This window comes from Pseudorhodoplanes sp., assembly GCA_032027085.1.
Taxonomy (GTDB): domain Bacteria; phylum Pseudomonadota; class Alphaproteobacteria; order Rhizobiales; family Xanthobacteraceae; genus Pseudorhodoplanes.
The window spans coordinates 3,006,164-3,026,906 of record JAVSMS010000001.1 but is presented as its reverse complement, the minus strand read 5'-3'; the positions used below and the strand labels follow the sequence as shown (position 1 = coordinate 3,026,906).

The following is a 20,743-nucleotide window of genomic DNA, read 5'->3' as shown; positions in this document are numbered from 1 at the left end:
CATGCACGCCTTCGCCGAAAAAATTCCCGCATTGACGACTCTGGTGCGCAAAACCCTCGCTGGCCGCCGCGCCTGGCATCCCTTCGAGCTTATCTTCTGGGCCGCGGTGGCGGCCACCCTGTTCGTCGCGCCCGATCGCCATCTTATCCTCACCGAGATCGCCTGGCTGGCGCTGTTCGCGCTGTCGCTCGACCTCATCCTTGGCTATGCCGGCATCGTCTCGCTTGGACACGCGGCCTTTTTCGGCGTCGGCGCCTATGCGGCCGGACTGCTCGCTAAGCACGAGATCGTCAACGAGCCGCTGCTTGCGCTCTTGCTTTCCGGCTGCCTGGCCGCGGCGGTCGGCTTTGTCGCGAGCTTTCTGGTCCTGCGCGGCTCTGATCTGACCCGCCTGATGGTGACATTGGGCGTTGCGCTGGTCCTGCGCGAGCTCGCCAACAAGCACGCCTGGTTGACCGGCGGCGCCGACGGCCTGCAAGGCGTCACCATCAAGCCGCTGCTCGGCCTGTTCCGTTTCGACATGTTCGGACACACCGGCTATTACTATTCGGTGGCCGTGCTGGCGGTGCTCTTTCTGATCGCGCGCCGCATGATGAATTCGTCCTTCGGGTTGTCGCTGCGGGCGATCAAGGACAACCCGACGCGCGCGGCGGCGATCGGCATTCCGCTGAATGCCAGGCTGGTGGCGATCTACACCATTGCGGCGGGCTATGCGGGGATTGCCGGCGCCCTGCTGACCCAGACGACGGCCTTCACCTCGCTTGACGTCTTCTCCTTCGAGCGCTCGGCCGATCTGCTGCTGGTTCTGATCATCGGTGGCACCGGCTATCTCTATGGCGGCATCATCGGCGCCATCCTGTTCAAGCTGCTGCAGGATTATCTGTCCGCGGTCACCCCGCAATACTGGCCGTTCTGGATCGGGCTCCTGCTCGTGGCCATCGTCCTGATCGGACGTGATCGCCTCGCCTCCTGGGCGGCACCGTTCCACCGACTGGCGGCACGCATGGACTGGCGCCGCGCGCCGCCGACGTCACCCCTGCGGGATGGCTCGCAATGACAATGGCGCTGGAAACTGTCGCGCTCGACAAGTGGTATGGCGGCATCCACCCGACCAACAATGTGTCGCTGCGGGTCGAGAAAGGCGCGCGCCGCGCCCTCATCGGTCCCAACGGCGCCGGCAAGACCACGCTGATCAATCTCATGACCGGTGTGGTGCGGCCGAGCGCCGGGCAAGTCCTGCTCGAAGGTCAGGACATCACCAATCTGAAGCCGCACGCCCGCGCCCGTCTCGGCATGGTGCGGACCTTCCAGATTAACCAGCTGTTCGGCGATCTCACGCCGCTGGAGTCGCTCACGCTGGCCGTGTCGGAACGGCTGCGTCTGGGCACCGATATCTGGTCGCCTGTCGGGGCCAAATCGCAGATCGTCGAGGAGGTGACGGAGATTCTGCAAAGCTACCGTCTCGCCGATGTGATGAACGAACGCACCGCGATCCTGCCCTATGGCAAGCAGCGCCTTTTGGAGATCGCGGTCGCCGTCGCCTGCCGGCCCCGGGTGCTCCTGCTTGACGAGCCCGCCGCCGGCGTCCCCGAGGACGAGCGCCACGACATCCTGGCCAGCATCATGTCGCTGCCGAAGGACGTGACCGTGCTGCTGATCGAGCACGACATGGACATTGTGTTCAATTTCGCCGACCGCATCTCGGTCCTGGTCAACGGCGCGCTCTTCGCCGATGGCACGCCCGACGAGGTTGCGCGTGATCCGCGGGTCAGGGCCATCTATCTTGGCGAGGCCGCCGATGCCTGATCTGCTCACCGTCGACAAGCTCAAGGCCGGCTACGGCGAAGCCGTCGTGCTGTCCGGCCTTTCGTTCTCGCTGGCGCAAGGACAGGCGCTGGCCGTGCTCGGCCGCAACGGCATGGGCAAGACGACGCTGATCAACACGATTGTCGGAGTCACCCGGCATTTCGGTGGCACCATTCGCCTCGACGGCGCCGACATCACGCCGTTGCGGCCCGACCAGCGCGCCCATGCCGGCATCGGCTGGGTGCCGCAGGAGCGCAACATTTTCCGATCGCTGACGGTGGTGGAGAACCTGACCGCGGTCGCGCAGTCGGGCCACTGGACGTTGCCGCGCATTTTCGAGTTATTTCCACGGCTCGCCGAACGCCGCCTCAATTTCGGCAGTCAGCTTTCCGGCGGCGAACAGCAAATGCTGGCCATCGCGCGGGCGCTGGCGCTCAATCCGCGCGTCATGCTGCTGGACGAGCCGCTTGAGGGGCTTGCGCCGATCGTGGTGGAGGAGCTGATGCGCGCCCTGCGCCGCATCATCGTCGAGGAAGGCATGTCCGCAATTCTGGTCGAGCAGAATGCGCAAAAGGTCCTGAGCGTCACCGACCGCGCCATAATCGTCGAGCGCGGAAGCATCGTCTATGAAGGCGACAGCGCGAACTTGCGGTCCGAACGCCACATTCTTGAAACGCATCTCGGCGTCGCGCATGCCGGAGCGCGGGCATTTGGCTAGGCCAAGCTGCCCGCGTCTGACAATATCCTTTCGCTAGTCGTGCGGCCGTGGGCTTCCCCTCTCGCCTGACGTTCGGCGAATCATCCGCTCTTCGCCCCCGGGATCAGAAAGTCAAGCGGCCGCCGCTATGGCCCGGAACACGCACCTGTCGCCTCCGGCATTCCCGATAACGGCGACCATATCCGGTCATTGAAAAGCCGGGTCGAACCGGCCCGACTCGGCTACAAGGTGACCCGACAGGTCTCATTGTGAGGTGACACCTCGTTTGGACGCGAAAGGACAAGACATGTCACGTTTTGGTTTCAAAAGCTTGCTTATTGCCTTGGTCGCCATCGTCGCGACCGCCCTCTCCTCCACCGCCTTCGCCGATACCGGCACGGTCCGCATCTCCTTCATCAAGGCAGGCTGGGTCATTGGCGGCACTATCGGCTCCGGCACCCTGACCTTCCGCGGCCGCACCTATCCACTCTCGATCGGCGGTTTGAGCTACGGCCTCACCTTCGGCGGGTCGCAGACCAACCTGCGCGGCCGCGTCAGCAACATCTTCCGTCCGACGGATATCGAAGGCGTCTATGGCGCGGGTTCGGCGGGCGCGGCCGTGATCCGCGGACCGCAGGCGGTGATCCTCACCAACCAGCGCGGCGCGGTGATGGAGCTCTCCGGCAGCCAGACCGGGCTGATCGTCAATCTCGATCTTAACGGGATGGCGGTGTCGCTGCGGCGGTGATGCACTGACGCGTCTTGCCCGGACGAAGACTCGGACATTGCACGAATCCAAAGGGCGGCCGAAAGGCCGGCCTTAATTTTGTGGCGCCTGAGGATGCGCGTGCTTCCTTCGTGGCCGCAGAGGCTGACACAGCCTTACTGTTGTAGCGTCAGGGCAGAAACCGGAATGCGCCGACCGCATCGCGGCGCTATCATCCATCACAAACGATGGACAAACGATGCGCAAACCTGTCTCCGTCCGCAGCGCTGAAAATCTGGGCCGCATCCGGCTGTCGGCCAATTTCTACATGCGCGATTTCCTCTACAGCGAGATCGCCAATATGCACGGCTTCACCAATGTGCCGGACGATCCTGATCTTGCGGTCGCAGCCGGACGCAAGCTGTGCGAAGACCTGCTCGAGCCGTTGCAGGCGACCTTCGGACGGATTGCGGTGCGTTCGGCCTATCGCTCGCCACAGGTCAACGCCTATGGCTGCGCGCACTATCACAATTGCGGCTCGAATGAGCGCAACCGCGCGCGCCACATCTGGGATCAGCGCAGCGCCGACGGCGGCATGGGCGCGATGGCTTGCATCGTCATCCCGTGGCTCGCCGATCGTCTCGACGGCGGCGTGACCTGGCCGCAGATGGCGTGGTGGATCCACGACCACCTGCCCTACAGCGAATTGCAGTTCTTCCCGAAGCTCGCAGCCTTCAACATCGCCTGGCACGATTATCCGAAGCGGCGCATCACCAGCTTCGCAGCCCCGCGCGGGCTTCTGACCAAGCCCGGCATGGCGAACCATGACGGTGATCACGGGGCGCTTTATCGGGGATTTCCGAAACTGGTGCGGCCGTCCCGTGTCCGCGCGGGTGAGTAGTCGGCATCACCGCTGACGCTGCCGGCATCTTCACATCTCGTAGAGAGACACGGATCTGCAGCGCTTCAATAATGCGGGCTTCATCTTTGTCATCGTGAATGCGGATGTATCCAGTGTGTTTTGGTCATTATCGCATTGTTGAAAATCGAGCGTCGCAAATGCGAGACACGCGCAACAGTATCAAGCCGGTGCATCGCATCATGAACGAGCGGCGGTAATATTCACCTCACGCGCTGCATCGTCATACCTCTTTCACGCATGCACACATCTTTTGAACACACTCGAAACACACGCCCGCCATTGGACTCACGACTGCTCTCGCAGTGATTCACAACACGCGAGGCTCTCATGCACAAAACGCTCGCTGCTGCGATCGCCCTCCTCGCCGGTCTCGTTCCCGCAAAGGCCCAGACCACCTCTCTTAACGGCACGATTCAAACAGCGCAGGCTGCCACGCCAAAACAACCGCGCGGCAACAGCGTGTCGCGCGCCTGCCTCACAGCGCAGACGCGCGCCGTGCTCGCACAGTTTGAAGGACAGTTCGGTCCGGTGAAGGTCATCTCCACCTGTCGGCCCGGTGCGGTCATCGCCGGCAGCGGCCGGCCCTCGCAACATCGCTACGGCAAGGCGGTGGATTTTGTGCCGCCGCCCGGACAGCGCGCGGCGATCATCTCCTGGCTACGTCAGAATGCCAACGGCGCGGTGATCACTTATCGGTCCGGTCATGTGCATTTCGACACGGGACCATGGCGCGTCTATTCCTGCGGCGACTGTGGAAGCCGCAGCGTCCGGCGCGCCTCCACTGCTGTGTCTGCGCGAGCCAAGGTCAGCGAAGCGGTCCCCTCACCGTCGGCACCCCATTGACGCAAGGCCTTCCTGCAATTTGCGACGAGCCCGAAGCGTAGTCCGGATGGAGCGCAGCGAAATCCGGGAGGGCCGCGTACCGCAAGTCCGCTATAGCGAACGCGTATCAAACGCCGATCTCGGCTAAAGCCGAGATCGGCGCGGGCCCGTTGGCGCCATGCGGGCCATGAATTGAGTGGTACGCGTCACACGCCCTCCTCCACCCGCACCAGCACAATCGATACATTGTCGGTGCCGCCAGCGCGCATGGCGTGATCGAACAACTGAAGCACGGCTTCGCCGTCGGGCAGCGCAAGACAATCCGCGATCTCCTCGTCGCTTAGCGTGTCGGTGAGCCCGTCGCTGCACAGCAGAAAGCGCGCCGGCACTGACAGCGCCTCTTCCCCAAAATGCGGATGCAGCGGCCAGTCGGGATCGCCGGCCCCAAGCGATTGCGTGATCCGACCAGTGCGCGGGCCTGGCGGAGTGTCGTCGATCGAGAGCTGCGACAGGCCGTCCTCGCCCGCGCGGTAAATCCGGCTGTCGCCGATATTGACCCAGAGCAACGGCCGTGCCAGCACGAGGCCGGCAACGGTCGTACCCATGCCGGCGAGGTCTTGATCCTTTTCCATCATCTCGTAGAGCTCGTTGTTGACGCGCGACAGCGTCGCGCGCAGCCGCTGCGCAGTCACGAGATATTCGCCCGTATCCGCCAGCCGCCGCCCCACATGGCGGCTCGCGACCTCGCCCGCCAGATGTCCGCCCATGCCGTCGGCGACCGCGCAGAGAAGCGGCGCCGAAATCGGATGACGGAATGTGCGCGGCGCATCCATCTCAGCCGGCGAGACCCAGCCGCCGACGACGATCGTGTCCTCGTTCTGCGCGCGCACACGCCCGCGATGGGTGAAGGCGCAGACATGGGCGACGGGCGTCATCATCGCAGCGATGTTCCTCGGCATTCGCCGTTGGTGCCGGACCGAACGACATCTGGAGCGCCATCATAATCCGCCCATCTTTTCCTGCGACGGCTTCCTCACTCTCCCGCCGCATTGCGGCAAACCGGGTCATCCCATGCCGCGCGCCGCCTGTGCCGTCCTGCTCCTGCTCGCATCCCTTCCCGCCGCGGCGGAGGACATCTTCGCCGGCCGCCCCGCCTTCTCCGCCCCGGATCAGCCGGCGAAAGCAGTCGCGACCTGCGAACAGGTCGGTCCCATGGCGGAGGGCCTGCCGGCCACGGACGAGCGCATCGACTTTTCGGTTGCCGGCGAGCTGACGCTGGTGAAGGGCGACGGCGCGCTCTGGTATCTCGTCATGTGTTCGGATGTGCGGGTCATGTGCGTGACCTATCAGTCGAACGACATGCAGGTCGGCGAGCGTGTGTTCATGAAGGGTGGCTATCGGCGCCTCGACGAGCGCCACGCGGTGCTTGATCCCTGCCTCGCCAGCCGCGAAGCGCCTGACTCCGCGCCGGATTGAGCGGCTCGCGTGATGGTGGTTTCAGGACAATCGGCAAGCCTCGGCCACGCAAATTGTTGGGAAAATTGGCCTCCCCCGGCCCCTCGCAAGTCAGACGACTCGTCCCCATATGAATTAAATCGCTGTATGAGAACAATAACCACAAAGGGCAGCAGCGGCTGAGAGACCACGTGCTCCCGCCCCGCAGAAAGGGAGCGCACCATGTTGCATCCAGTATTCAGAGATCGGAGGCTGTCGGCAATCGCCGTGACCACCGGTTTCGATACATTCGCAATCTGCGCGGTGTTCGGTTTCGTCGCTGCGATCCTGCTGGGCCTCTTCTGAGCGCGATGGCGTTCGAAATTCCTGTATGTATGGAGTAAACAGCATGACAGACATGACCCGCCAGACCATTCGCCTCGCTGAAGGCGACGACACGGTTTTGAAATATCTCGGCGCCGCTGTCGTGTTGCAATGGCACAATCTGCCCGAACCGGTGCAGAAGGCGCTCTTGCAGCAGGCGGAATCCACCGGCGGCTTGCAGGCTGCAACCAAGCTGCACAGTCAGATCACCTCATTGATAGAGCGCAGCCGAAGCTATGCGTGAACAAGCAAAATCGTAGAGTGAAGATGTGGACAAGAAACATCTGGACGCCGCCGAAGCACAATTCAAAGGCAAGGCAGGCGCCGTGCCGACCAAAAGTTTTCATGAAATCGAACAGACGGCCCAGCGCGAGAAGACGGCTCGGCTGCGTGCGCTGCGCTTGGCAAAAGAAGCTGAGGACGGCCTGAACAAGCCACGCGGGAAGCGTTGCCGCGCCGCTCGCATCTGCGTTGTACCAGCCACTCCTTCGCCGCGGAAATGAACGACGCATTTCGGTGACGCAAACACCGCGCCGGAGCGAGCGGTAATAACGTCCGGGCGCGATTTGTTCCCTGCGGCTGCCTACTCCTATAGGTGCTGCCTCCCTCCTTCCGGGGAACTTTCCTTCTTGGGCGCTGCTTTCTACGTGTTGCTGTCGTGTTCATTGCAATCACGTGAGGCATTCCATGCGCCCACTTCTCGCCGCTGCCTTCCTGATTCCTGTCAGCATCGTTCCCGCCAAGGCCCAGATCTTCTCCGACAATTACGCGACGCTCTGGCAATGGCCATTCGCCGCGCCCGCGGTCGTGCAGCGGCCGCATGCGGGGCGCGGCGGCAGCAGCGTCTCGCGCGCCTGTCTTAGCGCGCAGACGCGGGCGGTGCTGGCGCAGCTCGAAGGCCGCTTCGGTCCGGTCAAGGTCGTGTCCACCTGCCGGCGCGGCGCCACCATCGCCGGCACGCGGCGGCCCTCCATGCATCGCTACGGGATGGCCGTGGATTTCGAGGCGCCCGGCCGCAAGGCCGCTGTCGTCCAGTGGCTGCGCGCGAACAATTCCGGCCTGGTGATGACCTATGCCCGCTCCGCGCACATCCATTTCGACACGGGCAGCTATCGTCACTACGCCTGTGCCGAATGCGGCGCACGCCGGCGTCATTCCCGGCGCTGACAGCCAGCTTCCTGCGAGGCTGCGTCAGGGAACTTTGAACCACTACTTCGCTGTGCGCGACCATCACCACGCTGGGCAAGCGCACAGGAGCCGCATGATGTGGGTCGACATGCTGGGCTGGATTGCCGCCGGCCTCACCCTTCTTGCCTTTTCGATGCGCGGCATGATGGCCTTGCGGCTCACCGGCATCGCCGCAAACATCGCCTTCGCAGCCTATGGCTTTGCCGGGGGCCTCTATCCCGTCGTCGCGCTGCACCTGATGCTGCTGCCCTGCAATCTCATTCGCCTCCGCGAAGTCTGCCGTGCGGCATGAGCGCGAAGCTGCAGGGCTTGTCATTCCGGGCACGCACGAAGTGTGCCGCCCCGGAATGACGAAAAAAGATTCTCATAAAGGATCTCGCCCTCTATTGACTTTATTCCTAAAGGATAATATACCTATATCGTCCCGTGCACGAGGGGCGTCTTCCGGAGACGTCTTGAGGATGGAGTGGGATGCGGCGCCCTGCGGGCGGGTCGTAACGTACGATCCGCACTCGGGTGGCCCCGGGGCTCCGCCCCTCCGGCAATAGGACCGGGGCGCAAGGAGCTTGCTTAAGTCGGACCGGCCAGGTGTGCGCGGTCCGGGAAGCGCGGCCCGGGGTTGGTGGGGAACAGTCCCGCGCTGTCGGGCCCCATCAGAACGCCGCGGTGGAGCGCCGCGAGGCGAGCGCGCTGCGTCAACGCGCGCCCGCACCGCAGGTGCGGATCAGGATGGATGCGCCGCGCGGCGCTCCACCACCCCTCATATTTTTGTGAGGGGTAAAACTGAAGCAAAACCTGCGCGCCCTGCGCCGCGGGAAGGATGTGGTTTGCGCGCCGCAAACAGGCCGCAAACAAAGGACCAAGCCCCATGCGGACGGCGTCGCTTTGCAACGGTTCATTAACGAACGGAGAATCGTGAATGCAGTGCAACTCTTAGTAGTTTCTCCATGACTTTAGCGGAAACTGACCGGGACGACGCTGTCATAGGCATTCCGATGACCGGCACTGCCCTGCTCACGGAACTCGATGCATCGCTGCGTTCTGGATCGCATGACCGATCCGCCGAGACATTGCGGCGCGTCACTGACCTGTTTCTGAATGGCGAGCGCTACAGCGAGCAGCAACTCAGTTTGTTCGACGACGTGTTCACTCGCCTCGTCGCCAAGATCGAGACGCGGGCGCTCGCGGAATTGAGCGATCGTCTGGCCGCGGCCGAAAATGCGCCGGCCGGAATCATCCGCCGGCTCGCCAGCGACGACGCCATCGAGGTTGCATCTCCCGTCCTCACCCAATCCAAAATCCTCACCGACAATGATCTCGCCGACATCGCGCGGACCAAAAGCCAGGATCACCTGCTCGCCGTCTCCAAGCGCGACAGCATCAGCTCCTCGGTCACCGACATCCTGATCGAGCGCGGCGACAGCAACGTCATGCACAGTCTCGCCGGCAATACCGGCGCCGCCATCTCGGACAGCGGCTATTCGCGTCTCCTCGACAAGACGAAAACCGACGAGGTTCTCGGCGAAATCCTTGCATCCCGGAACGACATTTCGCTTCCCGGCCTGCGCCGGCTGCTGATGCGCGCGACCAAGGAGGTTTGCGCGCGCCTCTTGAAAAGGGTGAAGCCGGATTTCAAAAAGGATGTGCATGAAACGCTGTTGCGTATTTTCGACCAGGTCGACAACGACATCCACCGGCAGCGTGATGCCGCTCTGCACGAAATTCAGGCGCTGCATGCCAGGGGCCAACTCGACGCCAAGGCCGTGCATGAATTCTGCAAGGCGGAGCAGCTCGCGCAGACAACGGCGGGACTGGCCCTGCTGGGCAGGACCAGCTTCGAACTGGTCGCGGATATTCTGGATTCCGGCCAGAACCACCCCCTGATGGTGGCCTGCAAGGCGGCCGGCTTTCCGTGGTCAGTGACCTATCTGATCCTCAAGTCGCGCCCGCACCAGCACGACATTGTCGAATTCCAGTTCGACCAGTTGCTGTTCGATTATTGCCGCCTCTCGCAAGACGCGGCGCGACGTGTGCTGCAACTCTGGGACGCCCGGCGCGCGGCGAAATCTTCTTCCGACGATGCTTCGATGACCGAGCCGGAGCGCCCGGTGCGCAAGCCGCGCGCCTCGCCCCGCAGCAAGATCCACCAGGCCGCGATCATTCTCGGTCCCAATAATTTCGAGAAGCGCTGCATCATGCTGGACATCTCGCGCGGGGGTGCCAGGCTGCAGGTCGCCGCCACAGTCGACGTGCCCGACCGCTTCACCCTCTCTCTGGCCCGCAACCGCCTCATCCGCCGCGACTGCACGGTCGTCTGGCGCTCCGCCGGCCAGCCCGAAAAAACCCTCGGTGTCAGTTTCGACTGACGGCATTTGCCGCGCATTTTCGTCAGCCGCCGCATTGGCACGGAACATTCAGACCGCGTCCGGCGTTTGTTTTGCCTCCGTTATTTCAGTACTTGCCGGATGGATCGGGGGGAACGATGTGCGCTATCAGACATTGAGCCGACAGAACCTGCGAAATCCCTCCCCCGTCGCAGGCGATCCGGGCCACCGAGCTTACCCCCAGCTCGGTGGCCTATAATATTTCGGCTATTCCTCAGGCTCGGTGGTGAAGAAGAGCGGATATCCCTTCTGCTTTCCGAGATCGGTCGCTTCATTCGCCTTGGTTTCCGCGACGTCGCGCGTATAGACGGCGATCACGCAGGCGCCCTTCCTGTGCGCCGTCATCATCACGGCGTAGGCGCGGTCCGCACCCATGCGGAACACGGCCTTCAGCACCTGCACCACGAATTCGCGCGGTGTGTAATCGTCGTTGAGAAGAATCACCTTGTAGAGCGGCGGCCGCTGCGTCTTCGGCGCGGTCTTCGTCCGTGGACGCGGCCTGACGGTCGGGTCGCTCATCGGGGCCTCCAGACGGCTTACGTCGCGTGGCGCCCATGATGATGGGGAGCGAAAGCAGAATGTTCAACGCCTGCCATTGCAGCAAGCGTCCGGCCGAAAACCCTCCGGCCTCACCCCTCAAAAGACGACGGCCCGGGTAGTGGACGCTACCCGGGCCTATGAAACGCGATAAGACTACTTCTTTTTCTTCTTGGCCTTTTTGGCCTTCTTCGCTTTCTTCGCCATGATGTCCTCTTCTCGGTTGAAATAACCGGCCCAAACATCTTCCGGTGATTCGCATAAATAGTCACCAGCGACAGCGCGGCGGAGACGCGAATCGTGCGCCGTTTCGTTCATTCCTTCGGCGCTTACTGCCCGCGCGCCTTGGCATGATATCGGAGGTCGTAATATTTGGCTGCGTCAGTGAGCTGCTTGCGCGGTTCGCCGTATTCGCTGCGAAGCGCAAGCACGGTCTTCACACCCTCGATGTCGAGTTCGGCATGCCGGGCGAAGCCGGTCTTCGGATTGAGCAGGATGTCGTAGGATTTGGCGGCCAGCTCCGCCGACATATTCGGCAGATTCTTGCGCAAGAGCGCGATGGCATCCGCCTTGTTGGCCGGGTCGTAGAGCCAGTCGAGGCCGGCGATATAAGCGCGGATATAGCCGACGACCGCCTCCTCGTTTTCCTTCGCCCAGCTCCGTCGCGCCGCCCCCACAAGCCCCTGGTAGCGGCCAAGCGCCTCGTCGGCATTGGTGAGCAGGTTGAACCCCTTGGCCTGTGCGTTCACCTCGAAGGGCGAGATCAGCAGCGTTCCGGCGTGCTTCTTCTCCATCAGCGCCTGGAAGCGTTGCAGTACGCCGCCGGCGCTGACGAATTCAGTGTCGGTGTATTTGAGCCCGCCTTTCTCCAGGAGCTTGCGCAGCACGAAGGCATAGCCGGTGGTCATCGCATCCACCGAGACCTGCTTCCCCTTGAGATCGGCGTAGCTTTTCACTTCCGGGATGGTGATCAGGCGCAGGAATCCGTTGTCCGCGCCCATGAAGGCGATGATGTCGGGCGCCTGCGTCGTCTTGGCTGCACCCTGCCCCTCCATGTAAGCGATCACGTTGTCGATCGCCGTCATCGCAATATCGAACTTGCCGTCAATCAGGCCGGTGAGCTGGAAGGCGGAATTCGGCGTCGGCGTCAAAGTCACCGCCACGCCATTACGCTCGAAATAGCCTTTCTCCTGCGCCGCCCAGATCGGCCAGTTGAAGCCTCCGGGAAATACGATCACGGACACCGGCTTGGGCTGCTGTGCGAATGCCGCATCGGGTGCGAGGCCTTGGAGTGCAGCGAAAGCAAGCAGCGCCGGCGCTACGCTGCGCAATATCTTGAGCATCGTCTCCTCCTTCGTCTTTTTGTTGATGGCGAAATCTACACCGAAGCGCCGCTCAGGCGTAGGCATAAGCTGCCCACGCCTTGCCCAACGGTCGGTGGTTCACTCTGTCGCTGCGATGCCGAGCAGGATCATCACACCATAGAATGGCAGCGCGAAAATCAGGGCGATGATGACGCTGCCAACCGGCGTTTCGCCCGGCGAACTCGCCGCGGCGAGCGCGGTCAACTCGGCGGCGAGGCCGCCTAGCCCGAGTCCCACGCCGAACACAATCACGCTCTGCCGCCAGCCGGCAAAGACGTTCACGGTCACGATGGTTTCCTGCGCGACCCACATCCACATGACCGCAACAATGACAGCAGCGCAACAAGCGATGACACCGGGAAAGTGCCGGCGGAGAAAGGGTGTCAGGTTACGCATCGTGGCGACAGACATTGGCATGTCTGTCTTGGTCGCGCCGGCACCGGCAAAGGTTCAGGTGGCCCGTACCAGCAGCCCGCGCTTGGGAGCGAACAGAAAGGCCAGCACGAAGATGGCCGCCTGGATCAGCACGATGCAGGCGCCGGTCGCCCCGTCGATATGGAAACTGACGACCGTGCCAAGCGCCGCCGAGACGGTCGCCACTGCGGCGGCGATGACCAGCATGCGCTCAAAACTGTCGGTGAGCAGATAGGCCGTGGCGCCGGGAGCAATCAGCATGGCTATCACGAGGATGATGCCGACCGCCTTTAGCGAGGCGACGATGGTAAGCGACAGAAGAATGAGCAGGCCGTAATGCAGCGCCCGCACCGGCAATCCGATCGAACGGGCGTGATTGGGATCAAAGCAATAGAGCAAGAGATCGCGCCGCTTCAGCAGTACGACCAGCATCGTGCCGCCGGCAACGATCGCGGTCTCGACCACATCGCGCAGGGTGACACCCAGCACATTGCCGAACAGGATGTGGTTGAGGTGCTGGTCGGTCTCGACTTTCGTGAAAATCACAAGCCCGAAGCCGAACATCCCGGAAAACACGATCCCCATCACCGTGTCCTCCTTGATGCGGCTGTTCTCCTTCAGATAGCCGGTGAACAGTGCGCAAGAGAGGCCGGCGGCAAACGCGCCGAGCGCCAGCGGCAGGTTCAGGACATATGCGATGACGATGCCCGGCAGCACGGCATGCGAAATGGCGTCGCCCATCAGCGACCAGCCTTTCAGGACCAGGTAGCAGGACAGCACCGCGCACACGGCCGCCACTATCACCGACACAACAAGCGCCCGCTGCATGAAGGGATAAGACAGCGGACCCGCGACCCACTCGAACACCGTCATCATGCGCTCGCCTCCGTCACCGCCAGACGTCGGCGTCGCGCGGCGAGAACGCCGTGCTTGGGCGCCAAATAGAACGCCGTCAGAAACAGCGCGGTCTGCAACGAGACGATAACCCCGCCGGTCGCACCATCGAGGAAATAGCTGATATAGGCGCCGACAAAACTCGTACCCACGCCGAGCGCGATGCTGATGAGAATGAGCCGGCCAAAACGGTCGGTCAGCAGATAGGCCGTGGCGCCCGGCGTCACGACCATGGCGATGACAAGGCAGGCGCCGACCGTCTGCAACGCCGCCACCGTGCATGCGCTGAGCAGCGTGAAGAAAACGATCTTCAATAGCGAGGTATTGAGGCCGATGCTGCGCGCATGGTTCTCATCGAAGAAGGTCACCATCAGGTCCTTCCAGATGAAAGCGAGGATCGCGAGCGACACCGCCGCAATCGACGCCACCTGCACAACGTCCTCGTCGGCGATGGCAAGGATGTTGCCAAGGACAATGGTTTGGATGCTGACCGAGGTCGGCCAGATGGACGCCATGAGCAGGCCAAGCGCGAACAGAGCGGTGAAGACAAGGCCGATGACGGCGTCCTCGCGCAGTCGCGATTTCTGCTTGACGAATTGCATGCCGCCCGCCGCCAGAATGCCGGCAAAGAAAGCCCCGACCGCGAACGGCGCGCCGAGGATATAGGCGCCGGCCACGCCAGGCACGATGGAATGCGCGAGCGCATCCCCCATCAGCGACCATCCCTTGAGCATCAGATAGGCCGACAGAAAGGCACACACACCGCCGACCAGCGCGCTCACCCACATCGCCTTCAGCATGTAATTGTAGCTGAAGGGGACAAGCAGTTCGGCCAGCAGCGTGCCTTCCGTCATGTCAGGCGCCCTCGCCCGGTTCGCGCTGGCGCGGCTTGTCGCCATAGAACACCAGCGGCCGTTCGTCGTCGGTCAGCACCGTCACGCTGCGGGCATCATCGTCGTCGTGCAGTGCCCGGCCGCCGAGCTGGAAATTGCGCAGCACGCCGCCAAAGGCGCGTTCCAGATTCTTCTGGGTGAAAGTCTCCGCCGTCGGCCCGGCTGCCAGTACGGTCCGGTTCAGAAGCACCACCTGGTCGCAGAAATCCGGGACGCTGCCGAGATTGTGAGTGGAGACCAGCATGAGATGGCCGGAGGCGCGTAATTCGCGCAGCAAGGAAATAATCGCGGTCTCGGTCTTCACGTCGACGCCGGTGAATGGCTCGTCGAGCAGGATGATGCGGCCTTCCTGCGCCAGCGACCGCGCGAGAAAGACACGCTTCTTCTGCCCGCCGGAGAGTTCGCCAATCTGACGATGACGATAGGCGCTCATGCCGACGCGCTCCAGCGCCTGATCGACCTTGTAGCGGTCGGCGCGCGAGGGCATGCGCAGGAAATTCATGTGTCCGTAGCGGCCCATCATGACGACGGTCTCGACCAGAACCGGAAAATTCCAGTCCACGTCCTCGCTCTGCGGCACATAGGCGACAATGTTTTTCTTGACCGCCTCCTCGACCGGCATCCCGCAGAGCCGCACCTCGCCGCGCGAGGGCCGCACGAAGCCCATGATCGCCTTGAAAATCGTTGACTTGCCGCTGCCATTCACGCCGACCAGGGCGCAGATGGTGCCGGGATCGAGTTCGAAGCTCGCGTTATGTACGGCGGTGAAGCCGTTGGGATAGGTCACGCTCAGATCGCGGACTGAAATGCTGGCGCCAGGGAGCTGGGCCGCAGCGGACGTGACCTTGGTCGGCGCAGTCACTTGTCGAATCCCTTGGCGATGGTCTCGACCGTCACCTTCAGCAGATCAAGAAAGGTCGGCACCGGCCCGCCGGCCGCGCTGAGCGAGTCGACATAAAGTACGCCGCCGTAACGCGCTCCGGTCTCGCGTGCGACCTGCTTGGCGGCGCGATCCGAGATCGTGCTCTCGCTGAACACCACCGGAATCTTGTTCTTGCGAACGAGATCGATCACCTTGCGCACCTGTTTCGGCGTGCCCTGCTCGTCGGCATTGATCGGCCAGAGATAGGCCTCACGCATGTTGTAGTCCCGCGTCAGATAGCTGAAGGCGCCCTCGCTCGACACCAGCCAGCGCTGATTCTCCGGAATCGCGGCAAGACGTTTGCGCAGCGGCTCGTCGAGCGCCTTGATCTGTGCCGAATAGGCAGCGGCATTCTTATTATAGCTCTCGGCATTTTTCGGATCGAATTTGACCAGCGCCTTGCGGATATTCTCGACATAGATCAGCGCATTCGCGGGCGACATCCAGGCATGCGGATTGGGTTTGCCGGTATAAGGGCCTTCGGCGATGCCCATTGGCTCGATGCCTTCGGTGACGACGACGCTTGGCACCTCCTTCACATTCTCAAAGAAGCGCTCGAACCAGCGTTCGAGGTTGAAGCCGTTCCACAGGACGAGATCGGCGGCCTGCGCCTTCACGATATCGAGCGGCGTCGGTTGATAATCGTGGATCTCCGCGCCCGGCTTGGTGATCGATTCCACGATCGCCTTGTCGCCGGCGACGTTCTGCGCAATGTCCTGGATGACCGTGAATGTCGTCACCACGCGGAAGGGCTTTGCGGGCGCGGTCTGGGCCGGCGCCGCATTTGCAAAGCAGGTCAAGGCCGCAGCCATTGCGAAGGCGCCCACCACACGGCGCCGGCAGAGCCACTTCATTTCCGATCCTCCGAACCAATAATCACCCGCCCTTCCTACAAGATTGCTTGCAGAAAGATGCAATTGCAAATTATTCGCAAAAAGATTGACAGAAGATGGGCCGGTCGTCAAGCTAGTTGCGAATGATTTGCAAATAGTGGGCGATGCATATGTTGTTGCGCCGGATGGCCGGAACTCACTCCGCCGGAACTCACTCCAATGACCGCGGTTCGCCGGACTCCAAAAATGAAGCGGGACCGGAAAACGGGGGACAGATAGGGCGGGCCGGAAATGGACCTTTCCTGGGACGGGGAATGGTGGTGATGGCCCTCCTCTTCGCAGCAGCCGGCGGCGCCGACGCAGCGGACGCGATGGTACCAGGACAGACCTCGCCTGCGCCGGACAAGAGCCGCTACACCCTCTTCAATCCGACGCCGGACAGCTTGCTGCGCGACCTGACCACCGACCGGCCCGACATGACGGAGAGCCCGTTCACTGTCGATGCCGGTCACATCCAGATCGAGACAAATATCTTTGGCTATGCCAGATCGCGCCCGGATCAAGACGGCATGGTCACCAAATCCTACGACTATGCGACAACCAATTTCCGCATCGGCCTGACCAACTGGGCCGAGTTCAACGTCGTGGTGCAGCCCCATGGCGTGGTCAAAACGCGGCCGCTCGACCCGGCCGAAGCAACGCGCAATTCAGGCATCGGCGGTGTCGATCTGCGCATGAAGATCAATCTATGGGGCAACGACACATTCGAGAGGCCGGGGGCGACCGCTTTTGGTCTCCTGCCATTCGTGACGCTCGCCACCGACCGCGACGACGGCATCAGTCCGACGGGAACCGAAGGCGGATTGATTGTGCCGTTCGCCATGAAGCTGACCGACAAATTCTCCTTGGGGGTGAATGGCGGATTGCATGTCGTGCGAAACGAGGACGAACCTGGCACGCATACCGAATGGCTGAGCTCCGCGTCCATCTCGTATGAATGGACGGAGAACCTGAGCACCTATTACGAAATCGCCGGCCGTTTCGGCACACGTGACACGCGTGGCGACATTGGCATTCTGGCCACGGGCTTCACCTACAAGCTCAGCAAGAATGTGCAACTCGACGGTGGCATCAATTTTGGCGTCACAAATGCAGCCGACCGCATCAACCCCTTTGTCGGCATCAGCGCGCGCTTCTAGTGGAAAATGTCTTTGGCCGTTCCGCGAATCCTGCCAGTCTGGCTGGAGGGCGCGACTGCAGTAACTGTATGCAGGAAAGACACCACATGGAGCGCACGCCACGGCTCATTCTTGTCGCAGTTCTGCTCATCGGCTCTTCCTTCGCTGCCTATGCCACATCGCGTCCGCTGAGCCAGGAGCCGGCTGACTTGCGCGCTGGCCAGAAAGTGCGCGTGGATGACGGCACTTGCCCAGCCGGACAAGTAAAGGAAGTCATGGGTAGCGCCGTGCGCCTCAACAACGGAGCCGTCATCGTCAAGCGAATCCGCAATTGCGTGCGACGCTGACGCGGCTTGGCGGTATTTCCAACAAGGGGAAAGTAACGCGATACAACCGCTGCTGTCGCGCGAAGGTTGCGGCTGAGATAGGAACTGTATCGTTAGGTCAGCATCACTGCTTCATCGCGCGCGCATTGCCGCTGACACTTCGAAATTAAAGGGGAAAAACGGGGAAGCCACAAACTGAGGAAGCGTCATGGAACCAGTCTCGCGTAAGCTGCGCTCTTTCATTCAATCCCGCCCCGTCATTCAATGCGCACAATGCGGAACGCATCTCTTCGCGCCCGACTGGTCCGAATATCTTGAAGACCGTCGCGTACGACACTTGTGGGCCTGCGAAGCCTGCGACTACGAGTTCGAAACCCTTGTCAGCTTTGCTGCCCCCTAGCCTCCTCCTCGCTGTCCAATTCGTGAACCGGATGCCGCGCGTCGCCACGCCGGTTTTGCGGCCGGCTATATACAATCACGGCCTCCGGATGTCGCGCCTTGACCTCAAGCGCGGCCGCGAGCGCATCCTGCGCCTCGACGGCAACATGCTCCGTACGCGCCATCAATTTGTAGCCGACGGTGAACGTCACTGGTTGCTCTCTTTCCTCGGCTAATGCGCCGATGCCGGTATGCTGAAGCGCCCGTGCCGTGCCTCGGCTGTCAGCTTCGCGAATTCCGCGCCGTTCAGATGTACAAGCGTTTCGTGGTCGCCGGCCTCCAGATAGATATCGGGCTTCTCACGCAGGCTGTCGTCGACGATGGTGTCGAGGCCGTAGCATTCTCCAAGCGGTGGAACGGCGCCATGTGCGCAATCCTTGAACAAGCCGTCGATTTCGTTCTCAGCGGCCAGCGCCACCGACTCGCCGAATTCCATCTCGAGTTCCGGCAGACGGATATGATGCGAGGCCGGCAGCACAGCCAGCACGTAGCCGCCGATTCCGCGCAGCACCACGCCCTTGGCGATCCGTTCGCCTGAGATGTGGCTCACCTGCGCGGTCCGCATCGACGACATGGTCGGCTCATGCAAGACCAGTTCGTAGCTTACGTTCTCATCCAGATATTTTTGCAGTGTCGGGGCGATGGCCATGATGATCTCTCCGCGACAATGAGCGCGCGCCCGGGGGACCATCCTGCAGATGGCTCGCCTGAAAAAGCGCGGCTGCAGGTTACTGGCTTGATACCTTTTCTAATGATAGGAGCCATTGCGATCATCTGCAATCGGCAGCCGGTGGATTTTCCCCTTTCCGCTCGGCGCAGCGCAGCGGGAATCTTTCGTAACTGAAAGTTGCGGGCTATTTGCACCGGCGCCGGAAGGGAAACTCTCAATCCCAGCCCAGCAGTGACAGGATACCCCGGAATATCCCGACAATGACCGCGACTACCGCAGCCATCAGGTCCCAGATCCACTCCAACAGATTGTCAAATCCTGCGCGCAATGCGGCGATGATTGCTGCGAAGCAGATGACGCCGCCACTGATCAGCGCACCGCTCTCCCATGCAATATACGATGCCGCCCGCCCCTGCAGAGACACCCAAAACCACACCGCGGCGGCGAATAGCGCGAGCGCGAAGGCCGCAAGCACGAAAGCCGTCAACGGCCGACGGCGTGTTGTTGTATTGGGCGATGATGGATCGGACGACGACACGGAAGGCTCCGAATGCAAGGATTTGGCATAGGTCGTTCCGTCACCGTTTCAGGTTCATTCGTTGCGAGACGCCGTCCTCCGAGCAGTCGCCTGACGGCGGCCCGGTGCGATAACGTTGCGCCCTGATTGAGAAGGCACATGAACGAGCAGCCAACGGAAACTCCTCCTGCGTCACAGGAATCGCCACAGAACGGCGCTCCGATCCGACAGCGCATGCCCCTGCGCAAACGCCTTCGCATTGCGCTGCGAAGCTTTGTACTCGTCGCTGCCTGCGCGCTGACGTTGTTCTGGATCTACACCTTTTACGCGATCGGCGAACGCGCCAATCCGGCGGGCGACGGGATGGAGTGGGTGGCCGCCTTCCCGATGACTCTCATTTTTCTGTTGCTGACCTTGCCGACACTGATCATCGGCTTGTTTGGCCGCGCGCTGATTTTCGGCGCGCTGGTCGCCGTGGCGTCTGCATTCGTCAATCTGTGGATCTGGCGGGAGATCCTTGCCGAATTTACCGGCTAGCCTAGAACGACACGCCGAGGCGATAGCCCCGTTTCCAGACTAGGCTGCAGCTTTTCCTGGTTGCGCCGTGCACCAGCGTGAATCGCTTGGGGACAGCGACATCCTTGGACAGCCCAAGGCAGGCTCCGCCCGCCGACAAGTCGATGATGCTGACGTCGATGGCAGGCGCTTTACGATCGCCGATGATCTTCCCGGTCTTCGCCATCAGACCGGATGGCCGGACGCGCTGATATCTGCGGTTTTCACGCATGTCCTGATCCGTAAAACCAACAATCACCACGTAAATTGTCGGCCGTTCTCCGTTAAAGGGAGCTTTATAGTCCGCCGGCCGGCCGGCGAATTCGTCCAGAGTTAACCTTCAATTAACGCGAAGCATCGCATGTCGATTCGGGCAGTCATGCTGGAGAAGCGCAATGTCCTACAGTCTTGCTGAAGAACCTTGCCCGGTCGCCGATCAAACTCTCGGTGAACTGTATCGCTCCCATCGGCAGGGACTGGCGACGCTGGTGCAGACAGTATCACCCGATGTGCGCGCCATGCTCGCTCTCTACTGCTATCGCCGCGCCCATCTGCAATCGCTCGGTCTGACGATCGCTGCGAGTTGCAGTGAAGACGAACTGGTCGAATCAGGCGGGTATGCCGGCGCCGCCTTGTTTGCCCTGTCGCGGAAGGCGCCCGCCCCGGCTCCCGAGCAGCCCACCGGCCGGCGCAAGATCAGCCTTTCCAGCGGTCCGCTCACCACCATCGCACCGCTGGACGACGAAATCGACGACGACTAGCGGCCTAGGTCTACTGATCTCGCCCGATGCCGAAGCCGGCCTGTGGATGAATGCCATTCGACAGCTTCGGAATGCGTATAGTTAATTCACTGTGTCTT

30 protein-coding genes are annotated in these 20,743 nt (G+C 62.1%); 17 read left to right on the top strand and 13 right to left on the bottom strand.

All coding sequences use genetic code 11. The annotated features are described in order from the left end of the window. Position 1 precedes the first annotated feature (1 nt). From RO009_14600 to RO009_14575, 6 genes are all read left to right on the top strand, one after another. Positions 2–1,057, top strand: a complete 1,056-nt coding sequence (locus RO009_14600) for a branched-chain amino acid ABC transporter permease (protein MDT3686262.1) — start codon at positions 2–4, stop codon at positions 1,055–1,057. Next, complete coding sequence (locus RO009_14595) at positions 1,054–1,806, top strand: ABC transporter ATP-binding protein (GenBank protein ID MDT3686261.1); 753 nt, start codon at positions 1,054–1,056, stop codon at positions 1,804–1,806. The genes RO009_14600 and RO009_14595 overlap by 4 nt, the downstream gene beginning before the upstream one ends. After that, positions 1,799–2,524, top strand: a complete 726-nt coding sequence (locus RO009_14590) for an ABC transporter ATP-binding protein (GenBank protein ID MDT3686260.1) — start codon at positions 1,799–1,801, stop codon at positions 2,522–2,524. The genes RO009_14595 and RO009_14590 overlap by 8 nt, the downstream gene beginning before the upstream one ends. Positions 2,525–2,810: 286 nt before the next feature. Beyond that, a complete protein-coding gene (locus RO009_14585) occupies positions 2,811–3,251 on the top strand; it encodes a hypothetical protein (protein MDT3686259.1) in 441 nt (146 codons plus the stop codon). Positions 3,252–3,468: 217 nt separating this feature from the next. Further along, entirely contained in the window at positions 3,469–4,110 is a 642-nt protein-coding gene (locus RO009_14580; protein ID MDT3686258.1) for a hypothetical protein, read from the top strand. 348 nt (positions 4,111–4,458) lie between these two features. Next, the gene (locus RO009_14575) at positions 4,459–4,974 is read left to right on the top strand and encodes a D-Ala-D-Ala carboxypeptidase family metallohydrolase (GenBank protein MDT3686257.1); all 516 of its coding nucleotides are present in this window, start codon (positions 4,459–4,461) and stop codon (positions 4,972–4,974) included. 185 nt (positions 4,975–5,159) lie between these two features. Here the strand turns inward: RO009_14575 and RO009_14570 are convergent, their stop codons facing one another. Next, entirely contained in the window at positions 5,160–5,891 is a 732-nt protein-coding gene (locus tag RO009_14570; GenBank protein MDT3686256.1) for a protein phosphatase 2C domain-containing protein, read from the bottom strand. On the opposite strand from RO009_14570, the gene RO009_14565 reads away from it, so the two are divergent. The 7 genes from RO009_14565 to RO009_14535 all read left to right on the top strand — a co-directional run bounded on the left by RO009_14565 (position 5,857) and on the right by RO009_14535 (position 10,325). Then, entirely contained in the window at positions 5,857–6,429 is a 573-nt protein-coding gene (locus tag RO009_14565; GenBank protein ID MDT3686255.1) for a hypothetical protein, read from the top strand. The genes RO009_14570 and RO009_14565 overlap by 35 nt on opposite strands. A gap of 201 nt (positions 6,430–6,630) precedes the next feature. Continuing rightward, positions 6,631–6,753 carry a hypothetical protein gene (locus tag RO009_14560; protein MDT3686254.1) on the top strand — a complete coding sequence of 41 codons (123 nt, stop codon included), beginning with the start codon at positions 6,631–6,633 and terminating at the stop codon, positions 6,751–6,753. Positions 6,754–6,796: 43 nt separating this feature from the next. Further along, on the top strand, positions 6,797–7,015 hold the full coding sequence (locus tag RO009_14555; GenBank protein MDT3686253.1) for a hypothetical protein: 219 nt from the start codon (positions 6,797–6,799) through the stop codon (positions 7,013–7,015). A 25-nt stretch (positions 7,016–7,040) separates the two neighbouring features. Beyond that, positions 7,041–7,274: a hypothetical protein gene (locus RO009_14550; protein MDT3686252.1), complete on the top strand. Its 234-nt coding sequence runs from the start codon at positions 7,041–7,043 to the stop codon at positions 7,272–7,274. Positions 7,275–7,458: 184 nt separating this feature from the next. Continuing rightward, positions 7,459–7,938, top strand: coding sequence for a D-Ala-D-Ala carboxypeptidase family metallohydrolase (locus RO009_14545; protein ID MDT3686251.1), 480 nt, complete (start codon positions 7,459–7,461; stop codon positions 7,936–7,938). Positions 7,939–8,032: 94 nt separating this feature from the next. Further along, positions 8,033–8,251 (top strand): hypothetical protein, encoded by a 219-nt coding sequence (locus tag RO009_14540; GenBank protein MDT3686250.1) that lies wholly within the window; start codon positions 8,033–8,035, stop codon positions 8,249–8,251. Positions 8,252–8,954: 703 nt separating this feature from the next. Continuing rightward, entirely contained in the window at positions 8,955–10,325 is a 1,371-nt protein-coding gene (locus RO009_14535; GenBank protein MDT3686249.1) for a DUF2336 domain-containing protein, read from the top strand. 225 nt (positions 10,326–10,550) lie between these two features. On the opposite strand, the gene clpS is transcribed toward RO009_14535, so the two are convergent. The 8 genes from clpS to RO009_14495 form a co-directional block, all read right to left on the bottom strand. Continuing rightward, complete coding sequence (gene clpS, locus RO009_14530) at positions 10,551–10,862, bottom strand: ATP-dependent Clp protease adapter ClpS (protein ID MDT3686248.1); 312 nt, start codon at positions 10,860–10,862, stop codon at positions 10,551–10,553. A gap of 174 nt (positions 10,863–11,036) precedes the next feature. Beyond that, positions 11,037–11,198, bottom strand: a complete 162-nt coding sequence (locus RO009_14525) for a hypothetical protein (GenBank protein MDT3686247.1) — start codon at positions 11,196–11,198, stop codon at positions 11,037–11,039. Between the two features lie 11 nt (positions 11,199–11,209). Next, positions 11,210–12,223: an ABC transporter substrate-binding protein gene (locus RO009_14520; protein ID MDT3686246.1), complete on the bottom strand. Its 1,014-nt coding sequence runs from the start codon at positions 12,221–12,223 to the stop codon at positions 11,210–11,212. Between the two features lie 99 nt (positions 12,224–12,322). Then, positions 12,323–12,655, bottom strand: coding sequence for a hypothetical protein (locus RO009_14515; GenBank protein MDT3686245.1), 333 nt, complete (start codon positions 12,653–12,655; stop codon positions 12,323–12,325). A gap of 39 nt (positions 12,656–12,694) precedes the next feature. Next, entirely contained in the window at positions 12,695–13,534 is an 840-nt protein-coding gene (locus RO009_14510) for a metal ABC transporter permease (protein ID MDT3686244.1), read from the bottom strand. Continuing rightward, entirely contained in the window at positions 13,531–14,406 is an 876-nt protein-coding gene (locus RO009_14505; protein MDT3686243.1) for a metal ABC transporter permease, read from the bottom strand. The genes RO009_14510 and RO009_14505 overlap by 4 nt, the downstream gene beginning before the upstream one ends. Position 14,407: 1 nt before the next feature. Beyond that, positions 14,408–15,307: a manganese/iron ABC transporter ATP-binding protein gene (locus RO009_14500; protein ID MDT3686242.1), complete on the bottom strand. Its 900-nt coding sequence runs from the start codon at positions 15,305–15,307 to the stop codon at positions 14,408–14,410. Next, entirely contained in the window at positions 15,304–16,179 is an 876-nt protein-coding gene (locus tag RO009_14495) for a metal ABC transporter substrate-binding protein (GenBank protein ID MDT3686241.1), read from the bottom strand. Before RO009_14495 ends, RO009_14500 begins: the two co-directional genes overlap by 4 nt. Before the next feature lie 344 nt (positions 16,180–16,523). Between RO009_14495 and RO009_14490 the strand changes: the two genes are divergently transcribed. Beyond that, complete coding sequence (locus RO009_14490) at positions 16,524–17,399, top strand: transporter (protein MDT3686240.1); 876 nt, start codon at positions 16,524–16,526, stop codon at positions 17,397–17,399. Between the two features lie 86 nt (positions 17,400–17,485). Next, entirely contained in the window at positions 17,486–17,725 is a 240-nt protein-coding gene (locus RO009_14485) for a DUF6719 family protein (protein MDT3686239.1), read from the top strand. Between the two features lie 359 nt (positions 17,726–18,084). Here the strand turns inward: RO009_14485 and RO009_14480 are convergent, their stop codons facing one another. The 3 genes from RO009_14480 to RO009_14470 form a co-directional block, all read right to left on the bottom strand. Then, positions 18,085–18,294 carry a hypothetical protein gene (locus RO009_14480; protein MDT3686238.1) on the bottom strand — a complete coding sequence of 70 codons (210 nt, stop codon included), beginning with the start codon at positions 18,292–18,294 and terminating at the stop codon, positions 18,085–18,087. Between the two features lie 20 nt (positions 18,295–18,314). Next, positions 18,315–18,791, bottom strand: a complete 477-nt coding sequence (locus tag RO009_14475; protein ID MDT3686237.1) for a YbaK/EbsC family protein — start codon at positions 18,789–18,791, stop codon at positions 18,315–18,317. A 235-nt stretch (positions 18,792–19,026) separates the two neighbouring features. Then, positions 19,027–19,287 carry a hypothetical protein gene (locus RO009_14470; protein ID MDT3686236.1) on the bottom strand — a complete coding sequence of 87 codons (261 nt, stop codon included), beginning with the start codon at positions 19,285–19,287 and terminating at the stop codon, positions 19,027–19,029. 276 nt (positions 19,288–19,563) lie between these two features. On the opposite strand from RO009_14470, the gene RO009_14465 reads away from it, so the two are divergent. Continuing rightward, positions 19,564–19,866, top strand: a complete 303-nt coding sequence (locus RO009_14465) for a hypothetical protein (protein ID MDT3686235.1) — start codon at positions 19,564–19,566, stop codon at positions 19,864–19,866. A gap of 1 nt (position 19,867) precedes the next feature. On the opposite strand, the gene RO009_14460 is transcribed toward RO009_14465, so the two are convergent. Next, a complete protein-coding gene (locus RO009_14460; GenBank protein MDT3686234.1) occupies positions 19,868–20,116 on the bottom strand; it encodes a PilZ domain-containing protein in 249 nt (82 codons plus the stop codon). A gap of 163 nt (positions 20,117–20,279) precedes the next feature. Between RO009_14460 and RO009_14455 the strand changes: the two genes are divergently transcribed. After that, complete coding sequence (locus RO009_14455; GenBank protein ID MDT3686233.1) at positions 20,280–20,645, top strand: hypothetical protein; 366 nt, start codon at positions 20,280–20,282, stop codon at positions 20,643–20,645. The last annotated feature ends 98 nt before the right edge of the window (positions 20,646–20,743 follow it).